The organism is Streptomyces sp. NPDC020898 (genome assembly GCF_044333925.1).
Classification (GTDB): Bacteria; Actinomycetota; Actinomycetes; order Streptomycetales; family Streptomycetaceae; genus Streptomyces.
This window is the reverse complement of record NZ_JBIRRV010000004.1, coordinates 628898-639637: the sequence shown is the minus strand read 5'-3', so window position 1 is coordinate 639637 and position 10740 is coordinate 628898. Positions and strand designations below refer to the sequence as shown.

Annotated in this window: 8 protein-coding genes; 4 read left to right on the top strand and 4 right to left on the bottom strand. The window is 72.3% G+C overall.

The annotated features are described in order from the left end of the window. Positions 1-1073, bottom strand: a 1073-nt coding sequence (locus ACH4TV_RS17295) for a response regulator (RefSeq protein ID WP_398398782.1), incomplete at its 3' end; no start/stop codon positions are given. Positions 1074-1187: 114 nt separating this feature from the next. Here ACH4TV_RS17295 and ACH4TV_RS17290 point away from each other — a divergent pair. Genes ACH4TV_RS17290 through ACH4TV_RS17280 form a run of 3 tightly spaced genes read left to right on the top strand, consistent with a single transcriptional unit; the run spans position 1188 to position 3306 of the window. After that, a complete protein-coding gene (locus ACH4TV_RS17290) occupies positions 1188-1928 on the top strand; it encodes a glycosyltransferase family 2 protein (protein ID WP_398398781.1) in 741 nt (246 codons plus the stop codon). After that, entirely contained in the window at positions 1925-2542 is a 618-nt protein-coding gene (locus ACH4TV_RS17285; protein ID WP_398398779.1) for a DUF2064 domain-containing protein, read from the top strand. The genes ACH4TV_RS17290 and ACH4TV_RS17285 overlap by 4 nt, the downstream gene beginning before the upstream one ends. Continuing rightward, positions 2539-3306 carry a class I SAM-dependent methyltransferase gene (locus tag ACH4TV_RS17280; RefSeq protein WP_398398777.1) on the top strand — a complete coding sequence of 256 codons (768 nt, stop codon included), beginning with the start codon at positions 2539-2541 and terminating at the stop codon, positions 3304-3306. Before ACH4TV_RS17285 ends, ACH4TV_RS17280 begins: the two co-directional genes overlap by 4 nt. A 346-nt stretch (positions 3307-3652) precedes the next feature. Here ACH4TV_RS17280 and ACH4TV_RS17275 read toward each other — a convergent pair whose 3' ends face one another. Beyond that, positions 3653-5002 (bottom strand): molybdopterin-dependent oxidoreductase, encoded by a 1350-nt coding sequence (locus ACH4TV_RS17275; protein ID WP_398398775.1) that lies wholly within the window; start codon positions 5000-5002, stop codon positions 3653-3655. A gap of 146 nt (positions 5003-5148) precedes the next feature. On the opposite strand from ACH4TV_RS17275, the gene ACH4TV_RS17270 reads away from it, so the two are divergent. Continuing rightward, a complete protein-coding gene (locus ACH4TV_RS17270) occupies positions 5149-6579 on the top strand; it encodes a hypothetical protein (protein WP_398398855.1) in 1431 nt (476 codons plus the stop codon). A gap of 48 nt (positions 6580-6627) precedes the next feature. Here the strand turns inward: ACH4TV_RS17270 and ACH4TV_RS17265 are convergent, their stop codons facing one another. Both ACH4TV_RS17265 and ACH4TV_RS17260 read right to left on the bottom strand, forming a co-directional pair. Beyond that, a complete protein-coding gene (locus ACH4TV_RS17265) occupies positions 6628-9021 on the bottom strand; it encodes a right-handed parallel beta-helix repeat-containing protein (RefSeq protein WP_398398774.1) in 2394 nt (797 codons plus the stop codon). Between the two features lie 58 nt (positions 9022-9079). After that, positions 9080-10735 (bottom strand): ABC transporter substrate-binding protein, encoded by a 1656-nt coding sequence (locus ACH4TV_RS17260; protein WP_398398773.1) that lies wholly within the window; start codon positions 10733-10735, stop codon positions 9080-9082. Between the last annotated feature and the right edge of the window lie 5 nt (positions 10736-10740).

The following is a 10740-nucleotide window of genomic DNA, read 5'->3' as shown; positions in this document are numbered from 1 at the left end:
CCGGGCTCCCCGGCGCCGACGGACGAACCAGCCGGTCCGGCGTCGGCAGATGTGCCGGACGTCCCGGCACCGCCGGACAGACCGAAGGCCTCGGCGCCGGCGGACGAACCAGCCGGCCCGGTGTCGTGGGACGTACCGGACGGCTCCGCGTCGGCAGACGCGCCGGGCTCCCCGGCGCCGGCGGACGAACCAGCCGGTCCGGCGTCGGCAGATGTGCCGGACGTCCCGGCACCGCCGGACAGACCGAAGGCCTCGGCGTCGGCAGATGAACCAGCCGGCCAGGCGTCGGCGGACGGACCAGCCCGCCCGGCGTCGGCGGACGCCCCCGCCCCCTCAGTCGTGCCGTCCGGGTCGAAGCGGTAGCCCACCCCCCACACCGTCTGGATGAGGCGGGGACGGGCCGGGTCGGTCTCGATCTTGCCGCGTAGGCGGCGGACGTGGACGGTGACGGTGGAGAGGTCGCCGAAGTCCCAGCCCCAGACCTCGCGCATCAGGTCCTCGCGGGTGTACGCCCGTCCCGGGTGCCGGAGGAAGAAGGCGAGGAGGTCGAACTCGCGCAGGGTGAGGGCGAGTTCGGTGCCGTTCCTGGTGGCGCGGCGGGCTGTGGGGTCGATGGTGAGACCGGCCGCGCTCAGGGGCCGCGCGTCCGGGCGGGGCCGTGTGCGCCGGAGTACGGACTCCACCCGCAGGACCAGTTCCCGGGGGCTGAACGGCTTCGTGACGTAGTCGTCGGCGCCCACCTCCAGGCCCAGGACGCGGTCGTCCTCGTCGCCCCGGGCGGTGAGCATGATGACCGGCACCGGTCCGCGTCCGCGCAGCCGGCGGCAGACCTCCAGGCCGTCCATGCCCGGCAGCATCAGGTCCAGCACCACCAGGTCCGGCCAGTGCGCCGCGGCTCGGGCGAGCGCGGTCGGGCCGTCTCCGGCGCGGTCCACGGTGTATCCGGCCCGGTCCAGGTAGCCGGCGACGACCTCCGCGACGGTCGGATCGTCGTCGACGACGAGGACGCGGGCCGCCCCCGCCGCCCCGGTGGCACCGGTCGCCCTCGGTTCATGTGGCTGTTGCTGCTCCATGCCGCCAGCCTCGCACCACGCCGCCGCCCGTGGTGCCCCGCGGGCGCGTACCGCCTCCGACGTCCGCGTTTCGTAAGGAACCGGAGTCCGATATGCCCTTTTCGCGCTCGTAGGGTGAAACCCGTGACGACCTCTCCCTCGACCTCTCCCCCAACCCGTCCCGGACCGCCCGACGTCGACGTCGTGCTCCCCTGTCTCGACGAAGCCGGGGCCCTGCCCTGGGTGCTCGCCCGTATCCCGCCCGGCTGGCGCGCCCTGGTCGTGGACAACGGGTCCACCGACGGGTCGGCGGACCTCGCCCGCGAGTTGGGGGCGACCGTGGTCCACGAGCCGCGCCGGGGCTTCGGCGCCGCCTGCCACGCGGGCCTGACCGCCGCCACGGCCGACATCGTGTGCTTCTGCGACTGCGACGCCTCGCTCGACCCGTCGCTGCTCGTCCCCTTCGTCCGCGAAGTGGCGGACGGGCAGGCCGACCTCGTACTCGGCAGGCGCCGTCCGCAGGGGCGCGGGGCGTGGCCCGTGCACGCCCGGGCCGGCAACCTGGCGCTCGCCCGGATGCTGCGCCGCCGTACCGGGCTGCGTCTGCACGACCTCGGGCCGCTGCGCGCCGCCCGCCGCGAGCCGCTCCTCGCCCTCGGGCTGACCGACCGCCGCAGCGGCTATCCGCTGCAGATGGTCGTGCGCGCCGCCGACGCGGGCTGGCGCGTCACCGAGCACGACGTGCCGTACCGGCCGCGTACGGGATCGTCCAAGGTCACCGGTACCTGGCGGGGCAGTTGGCAGGCCGTACGGGACATGCGGCGCGTCCTGAACGAACCCGCCGCGCCCGTCACGGCGGAAGGAACGCGCCGATGACCACGCTCCTCGTCATCGCCAAGGAGCCACGCCCGGGCCGGGTGAAGACCCGGCTCACCCCGCCCTTCACCCCCGCCGAGGCGGCGGCGCTCGCCGAGGCCGCCCTCGTCGACACCCTGCACGCCGTCGCCGCGACTCCCGCGCGCCGCCGGGTGCTGGTGCTGGCCGGGGAGCCCGGCCCCTGGCTGCCGCCCGGCTTCGACGTCGTGCCGCAGTGCGCGGGCGGACTGGACGAACGGCTCGCCGCGGCCTTCGCGGGCTGCGACGGCCCGGCCCTGCTCATCGGCATGGACACCCCGCAGGTCACTCCGGAGCTCCTGACCGTGGACTTCGCCGGGTGCGACGCGTACTTCGGTCCGGCCGAGGACGGGGGCTTCTGGGCCCTGGGACTGGCCGAGCCGGACCCGGCTCTCCTCCTCGGGGTCCCCATGTCGACGCCCGCCACCGGGGCCGTGCAGATCGACCGGCTCATCGACGCCGGCCTGCGCGTACGCGATCTGCCGTGTCTGCGGGACGTCGACACGGCCGCCGACGCGGAGGCGGTCGCCGCGGCGGCGCCGCACAGCCGGTTCGCCGCGGAACTGGCCCGGCTGACAGCGGTCGGCCGCCGATGAGCACCATGTGGCAGGAGACCGCGGCGCGGTCCTGGGCCGCCGACCCGTACGCCGACGCGCTGCGCACCGGCCGCGGGCCGCTCTTCCTGCGTCGCGGCGACGGCTGGCTGCTGCCCCTGGAGGTGGAGCGGTGGTGCGCCCGCGCCGACGCCGTGGACCGGGAGGTGCTGGGGCGGTGCGAGGGGGCCGTGCTGGATGTGGGGTGCGGGCCCGGGCGGCTGGTCGTGGAACTCGCCGCCCTGGGGCGGCCCGTCCTCGGCATCGACGTCAGCGAGGCCGCCGTCGCGCACACCGTACGGCTCGGCGGGCAGGCCCTGCGGCGCTCGGTCTTCGCACCGCTGCCCGGCGAGGGCCGCTGGAACACCGCCCTGCTCCTCGACGGCAACCTCGGTATCGGCGGCGACCCGCGCGCCCTGCTCCGGCGGCTGGCCCAACTGCTCGTCCCCGGTGGCCTGTTGATCGCCGAGACGGTCCCGGCGGACGTGGACGAGCGCGCCGAGGTGAGCCTCGTACGCGCCGTCGACAGCAGCCGTACCGACGACTCCTCGTTCCCCTGGGCGCGGCTCGGCACCCCGGCGCTGCTGCGGTACGCCCGGCCCCTCGGCTGGCGCGGCGCCGGTCAGTGGACGGCGGGCGGGCGTTCCTTCGTCGCGCTGCGCGCCCGCCGGAGCAGGAGCAGCGCCGAGCCGCCGAAGAGCAGGGCCGTGATCAGCAGCCAGCGGGCGAGGAACCCGTCCGGCGACAGGCCGGTGGCGGACTCGTAGCGGTCCGCCACCCGTCCGCTGATCAGCGGGAACCACACCAGCAGGAGCAGCCCGGAAAGGGCCGCCGGTACGCGCACGTAGAGCGCCCACGCGCGATGGCCGGCGGCTCCGGATGCCCGTACGACCGCGCGGTCCGCGATCCCGTACAGCGGGAGCAGGACCAGGTCGTGCACCACGGCCGCCCCCACGAACCACAGTGCGACCTGGAACCAGTCGTCCGCGAGCAGCCGCACGCCCGCGTATCCGGCGAGTGCGAACGAGCAGGCCAGGAGCAGCAGGTGGAACGGGCTGCCCAGCGGCAGGCGGAACTTCCCCATCACAGGTCTCCTCATCACAGGTCCCCTCATCACAGTTCTCCGAACGTCATACGGGACACCCACTTGGTGTTGAGGACTCCGGGCGCCGCGGGCACGATGACGCGCGCCGGGTAGCCGTGGTCGGGGGTCAGGGGCTCGCCGTTGACGTCCAGGGCGAGCAGGGAGCGCGCGTCGTGCACCTGGTTGGCGCGCAGGGCGGCCCGGCGGAAGGCACCGCTCCGCTGGAGGGACTCCACGAGTACGTCGGGGGCCGTGTCGGCGTCGTGGCCTTCGTCTTCGTACCCGACGAGGGCGGCGAGGTCGCGCAGCCGTACGCCTCGCCACCACTGGTCGGAGGTCGACCAGCCCTCCACGCAGGCGATGGGCAACGCCGCGCTGTACAGGGGAAGTTGGAGCAATTGGGCGCGGCTCAGCCGTACGGTGCCACCGGGCCCCGTCACCACCAGCCGCCACGCCTCCTCGCTCGTCTCCGCGGTGCTGATGCCCCTGGACGCGGCCGTCTTGTTGATCTGGAAGCCGCCGGGGCCGCTGCCCGGCTCGGCGCCGCCGTGCGGGGCGAGGAGGGCGGTGGCGCGCAGCGGCCCGTCGAAGTTCTGCCCCGCCGTCGTGGCGAACAGCAGCAGCGAGCCACCCCCGACCAGCCCCAGCGCCCCTCGCCGGGAGACGGTGGGCTCGGCGGGGTCCGGGGAGACGAGCGAGGGCTCCGCCGAGGACACGGGCGGGGCCTGCGGTTCCTCTCCCTCCCTTTCCCCTCCTCCTTCATCTCCCTGTTCTCGCATGCGGCGCAGGTTGCGTACCGCCGTCGGCGCCCTCAGCACCACGTGGGCGACGAGGGCGGCGAAGAACACCCAGGCGCCGTAGAAGTGCAGGGGGTAGAAGGAACCCGGGAAGAGGTAGTCGAGCTGGATGTTGAGCACACCGGTGACGAACTCGAAGAGGGCGCCGCCGACCAGCAGGAGCAGCGAGAGTCGCTCCAGCGCGTGGGCGAGAGACCGGGCGGGCGGCAGCTGGAACAGCCTCGGCACCACCGACCACAGCTTGGCCAGCAGGACGGGGACGAGGGTGATGCCGAGCGTGACATGGACGCCCTGGTTGAGGCGGTACAGCCAGGGCGGGTCGGTCGGCCAGGCGAAGAGATAGAAGCCGAGGATCCCCTTGTCCGGGGTCTTGTCGTTCACCGGCGACAGCCCCGGGTTGTAGGCCGCGTACGACAGCAGCCCCGTCACGAACAGCACCGGGATCCCGACGAGCAGCACCACCCCGAGCACCGAGGTCAGCCAGGGGCCGCGCAGCGGGCTGCGCCAGAACCCGGGGGCGGAAGGGGAAGAGGCAGCAGGGGAAGTGCGGGAGGAGGGGGAGGAGGAAGAGGTCCTTGCCATGTACCGACCGTAGGTCCGCCGCACCCGCCGGAAGGGCTCACGACCCATGACGAAACGCTGACGTCTGCGCCTGTCAGAGGGCTGAAGGCCGCCGTCCGGCCTAGCGTTCCCGCGTGATCCGTGATCTCCGCAACCGCGACGCCGACCTGAGCGACCCCGACCTGGGCGACCGCGGCCTCCGCCGCGACCTGTACGCCGCCTCGGCCGCCGTCCTGCTCGTCGTGGCCGCCGTGCTGGTCGGCGTCGCCATCAAGCGCGCCAAGGACGTCCTCCACGTGGGCTGGCCACCCCTGTACGCCCACTGGTCACCGCACACCGGCCCCGGCACCCCGGCCGCCCTCGTCGTCGCGGTCGCCGTCGTGGCGTACGGCCCTTCCCTGGCCGCCAGGCTGCCCTGGCGCCCGCTGCTGTGGGCCTCGTGGGGTACCGCCGTGGCCTGGACGTCGTCCCTCGCCCTCGTCGACGGCTGGCAGCGCGGGATCGCCCGGCGACTGACGACGAAGTACGAGTATCTCCAGGTCATCGACCGTTTCGCGGACATCGCCCATGCCCTGCGGACCTTCGACGACCACATCCTGTGGGGGTCACCGGGCCAGTGGCCCCCGCATGTGGCCGGGCATCCCCCGGCGGCGACCCTCACCTTCGTGCTCCTCGACCGGGTCGGCCTGGGCGGCGGGGCGTGGGCCGGGATCTGGGTCGTCGTCGTCGGCGCCACGGCGTGCGCGGCGGTGCTCGTCACGGTGCGCGTCCTGGCCGGGGAGGGCCTGGCGCGGCGGGCGGCGCCGTTCCTGGTCCTCGCGCCGGCCGCGGTGTGGATGGGCACCTCGGCCGACGGGTACTTCGCGGCGGTCGCCGCCTGGTCCGTGGCGCTGCTCGCGCTCGCACTGACCGGGCGGACAGAACTCCGGCGGCGGGCGGCGCTGTTCGGCTCGGGCCTGCTCTTCGGCCTGACCTGCTACCTCTCGTACGGGCTCACTTTGTTCGCCCTGATCGCGGCGGGCGTGGTGATCCTGGGCCGGCCGCGCCCCTGGCACCTCACCCGGCGGCTGCCCTTCCTGCTCGCCGGGCTCGCCGGGCTCGCCGTCGTGCCGCTGCTGTTCACCCTCGCCGGGTTCGACTGGTGGGAGGCGTACCGGCTGCTGGTCCGGCGTTACTACCAGGGCGCCGGTGGCTTCCGCCCGTACGGCTACTGGGTGTGGGCGAATCTCGCGTGCACGGTGTTCGTCGTGGGCCTCGCGACGGTGGCGGGCCTGCGACGGGTGGGCGGCACGCTCGTCCGGGGGCGCGACCGCCTCGTACCCCGGCGGCGCGAGGGCCTCCTGCCCCGCCTGGGCGAACCCGGTGGCGGCCCCGATGCCGAGGAGCTCCGCCTCGCCGTTCTCGTGTCGGCCGCCGCGCTCGCGCTGCTCGTCGCCGATCTGTCCGGGATGAGCAAGGCGGAGACCGAACGCATCTGGCTGCCGTTCGCGCTGTGGCTGCTGCCCGCCTGCGCGCTCCTGTCCCGGCCGCGCGCCTGGCTCACCGCCCAGGCCGTCCTCGCCCTGCTCGTCAACCACCTTCTGCTGACCGGCTGGTGACGGTCCGTCACCCAGAGTGATTCCGGGTGACGGACTGTCGCATTCGCCTCAGCGTCGGGCCGTCAGCGCTCCGACCGGGGAGCCGTCCGTGCCCGCCGTGTTCAGCGGGCTGCGCCAGGTCGGGCGGAGGAAGGCGCCGTGGCGCGGGGTGCCGTCCCGGTTCCGTTCGTACGAGGCGGGCGGGGTGAGCGAGCAGAAGTCGGCGGCCGTCGCGGCCGTCGTGCCGTCGGAGTTGACGGCCCGCTCGCCGTCGAAGAGGACGTTCGTGCCGTCGACGTCTCCTGACAGGAAGTCCCGTACGGGGGTGGCGCCGCCGGGGCCGTCCGCTGTGCGGAAGGAGAGGTTGTCGCGGTAGACGCCCTGCTCGGCCGCCGTGAAGTACGGGTTGAAGCGGGCGATGTAGTTGAACCGCTTGTTGTCGAAGGACGTGTTCCCGGTCAGCGTCATCCGGCCCGGGTTGAAGTTGTCCGTGAAGCCGTCGAGGTTGTTGTCGTAGGCGATGTTGCCCCGCACGACGTGGTCGACGGGCAGGCCCTCGCCGCCGAGCTTGAAGCCGCTCCCCCGGTTGCTGTCCTCGTCGTAGCCGTTGCTGAGGCGGCCGTTGGCGTAGGCGACGTTGTCGATGAGGGTGATCGGCAGGTTGGCGCCCTCGTTGGTGCGGTTGTAGAGGTCCCAACCGTCGTCGATGTTGTGGTGGGCGATGTTCCCCCGGAAGACGTTGCCCGCGCCGACGCCCAGCTTGGCGGCGAACCCGTCGGCGTTCTCGTCGTCGACGTCCCGGTTGTCGTGGGACTCGTTGCCCTCGACGAGGTTGTACGACGGCCACAGCGCCGGGTCGGTGCCGCTGCCGGTGATCTGGAAGCCGGTGTTGCCGTTGTAGTTGAACAGCATCCGCTGGACGGTGTTGTCACTGCCGCTCATCCGGAGGGCGTTGGCCGCCGCGTGGGTGATGTGGAAGCCGTTCACCTTCCAGTGGTCGGCGTCCAGACGCAGCACCACTTCGAGCGCGTCGCGTCCGTCGACGGTGACGTCCTGGTTCCGGTACGGCTTCAGGGTTTTGGGCTTCCCGGGCAGACCGCTGTAGGAGGCGCCCAGGTTGAGCGTGCCCGTCGGCTGATAGGTCCCGCCGTGCATCAGCACCTGGCCGCCGGGGGCGACGTGACGCAGTGCCGTGGCGAGGTCGACGGGGTCGGCGGCCGTACCGGTGGCGGTGGCCGTGCCGGTCGGCGAGGCGTGGATGACCGCGCCGTCGCCCTGTTCGCCGTACGGCTTTCTGGTGACCGTGAGCTTCTTGGTCACCGGGGTGCCGGGTGACGAGGCCGCGTCCGGGGTGAGGGTAAGGGTGAACTCGGTCTGGTCGGCGGTCAGTTGGAGCCGGTGGCCGAACACCTGGTTGGCCGTGACCTGGGCCTCGGTGAGCTGTGCGCCGGTGGCGTCGGTGACCGTGAGGGTGCCGTCGTAGTTGGGGCGGGCCCGCAGGGTGTAGTCGCTGGTGCTGGTCTCGGGCGCCGAGAACAGGGTCAGCGAGGGGGCCGCGGGGGTCACCTGGACCGGGGTGCGCGGCTGGGTGTGCGCCTCGCTCAGTTCCAGGCGGGCGTTGGCGAAGCTGACCTTGGCGTTGCGGGCGGCGTAGAAGCCGACGTACATGTGGTCCGGGTCGATGTCCTGGACCCAGTCGGCGCCGGCAACCCGCTGCACGAAGGTGGCGGGCTCCCCGGCGTGCGTGAACGTCGCCGACATCACGAACTCGGTGTCCGTGCGCTCCAGTCGGAGGGTGACCGGGGTGCCGGTGGGCAGCGCGTACGTGGAGTCCCGGGTGAACGCGGTCGCCTTGAGGGCCCCGCCGGGATTGCCGTACGGCTTCACGACACCCGTCCGGCTGAAGCCGCTGAGGCCCGTCTTCATCATGCCCGCGCCGAAGATGTTGGACGCGGCCGGCACCTCCTCGAAGCCGAGGACCATCGGGTCCTGGCGGGGCGCGCCGTTCACGTCACGCACCATGATGCCCGCGCTGTCCGCCGAGTTGACGGCGGCGCCGGTCTCCGGCCCGAACTGCTCGACGGTCATGTCGGCGGTGAGGACGAAGTTGTCCGTCTTCGGGTTCAGGGCCGTCTGGTAGAAGGTGATGCCGTCGTGTCCGGGGGCCAGTTTGCCGCCGCGGCTCTCCAGCTCGATCCGGCCGTCGAGGGTGCCGGGGTGCTCGGGCTTCGCGTAGTTGGTGCCGACCTTCTCGGGCAGCACGTTCGACGCGAAGTTGAGGTCGGTGGACTGGCCGAAGGTGGTGGCCGACCAGGTCAGGTCGGCGGCATCGGTCGCTGCCGCTGCCACGGGGGCGGCCATCAGCGTGGCCGCCGCGGTCAGCGCGGCGGTGGCCAGCGCGACCAGCGACGGTACTGCTCTGGATCTCGTCTTCTTCGACTTCTTCATCAACTTCTTCTTCAACTTCCTTCGACTTCCTTGTCGGGGATTTGTCGGGGACTTGTCGGGCTGTCGAGCGGGCTCAGACGGTGGACTTCAGCGCGAAGATCCAGCCGCCGTTGGACAGGTCGAACGACGTGATTCCGGAGCCCTCGAAACCGATGCCCTCACCGACCGCGTACACCTGGTCCTCGGTGAACAGCGGGACGTAGGGCACCTGTTCGGCGACCTCGGTCAGGATGGTCCGGGCGGCCTGCCAGCGGGTCGCGTCGGCGCCGGCGGTGGTGATGACCGCCTGTGCCTTGTCGACGTCGGGCGTGGACCAGTTGGCGATGTTGATCTTCTGCGGTCCGATGTTGGCCGTGCCGACGAGCTTGCCGAGCAGCGGGGCCGGGTCCGGGTAGCTCGCCCCGAAGCCGAACGGCAGGGTGATGCCGGTCAGTTCGTGCTTGAAGAACTTGGCGTACCACTCGTTCACCGTGACGGCCTTCGGGGTGATCTTCACGCCGAGCGGCTTCATGTTCTGCTGGATGCTGAGGGCGGCGAGTTCCTGCCAGCGGAAGTCCTTGACGTACTCGACGGTCGCCGAAAACCCTTGCGGGTGGCCCGACTTGGCCAGTTCGGCCTTCGCGTCGCTCTCGCTCAGCCCGTACTGGGGCAGGCCGGCCACGAAGGTCTCCGCCGCCTGCTGCGAACCGGCCACGCCGGCCAGCTCCGCCGCCGGGATCAGGCTCGTCATCGGCTGGGCGTACGCGCCGAAGGCGGCCTTCAGGATGCCGTCCCGGTCGACCGAGTGGGCGACGGCCCTGCGGACGTGGACGTCATCGAAGGGCGCCTTGGTGACGTCCATGGCGAGGAAGTCCTGCGACAGGGACGGGTTGGCGTAGACCGTGGCGCCGGGTACGGCCTTCCACTGCGCGGCGTTCTTGCGGTCGGTGACCGGGCCGCCGTCGATCTCGCCGGAGCGCAGGGCGAGTTGGCGTGCCGTGTCGTCGCCGATGAAGGAGAAGACGACCTTGTCGGCAGCCGGTTTGGTACGCGTGTACTCCGGGTTGCGGACCAGCGTGATCTTCTCCGTGGTGTGGGAGGCGACCTTGTAGGGGCCGGTGCCGACCGGTGCGGTGCCCGCGTTGCCCAGCGTCTTGGCGTGCGCCTTCGCGTACTTGGCCTCCTCGACGAGGGTCGTGAGGGCGATCCCGGCCCGTGCGGTCGGGACGGCCGACTTGAGCTTCACCGTCACCTCCAGCGGACCGGTCACCTCGACGTCGCCCACCTGCTGGCCGGTGGCCGAGGTCTGTGCCGTCTCGGCCGAGAAGTACTCGATGCTCCAGGCCACGTCCTGCGCCGTCAGCTCGGCGCCACTGGAGAACGTCACCCCCGAACGGAGCGTGTAGACAAGGGTGGTGGGGTTCGGCTGGGTCACCTCGGTCGCGAGGTTCGGGGTGAACTCACCGGCGGCGGAGACGCGTTCCAGCGGCTCCGTCACCAGCGACATGACGGCGCCGGTCGACTCGTTGTCGTAGCTCTTGGCGTAGTCGAGGGAGGCGGGCGCGTTGGGGAGCGCCCAATTGACCACGGGTATGGGCTTGTCGGTCGTCTTGGTGGTTCTTCGGGTGTCGGTCGAGGTGTCGGTGTCGTCGTTCTCGTTGCCGCCTGCGCAGGCGGTGGTGGAGGCGAGTGCGGTGAGGAGGACGGCGGGCAGCATCAGGCGGCGCCGTGGACGCATTGTGGGGGGCATCGTTT

Coding starts and splice junctions, on each gene's coding strand:
- ACH4TV_RS17285 (WP_398398779.1), top strand. CDS start 1,925: ATGACCACGCTCCTCGTCATCGCCAAGGAGCCACGCCCGGGCCGGGTG.
- ACH4TV_RS17280 (WP_398398777.1), top strand. CDS start 2,539: ATGAGCACCATGTGGCAGGAGACCGCGGCGCGGTCCTGGGCCGCCGAC.
- ACH4TV_RS17275 (WP_398398775.1), bottom strand. CDS start 5,002: ATGGCAAGGACCTCTTCCTCCTCCCCCTCCTCCCGCACTTCCCCTGCT.
- ACH4TV_RS17260 (WP_398398773.1), bottom strand. CDS start 10,735: ATGCCCCCCACAATGCGTCCACGGCGCCGCCTGATGCTGCCCGCCGTC.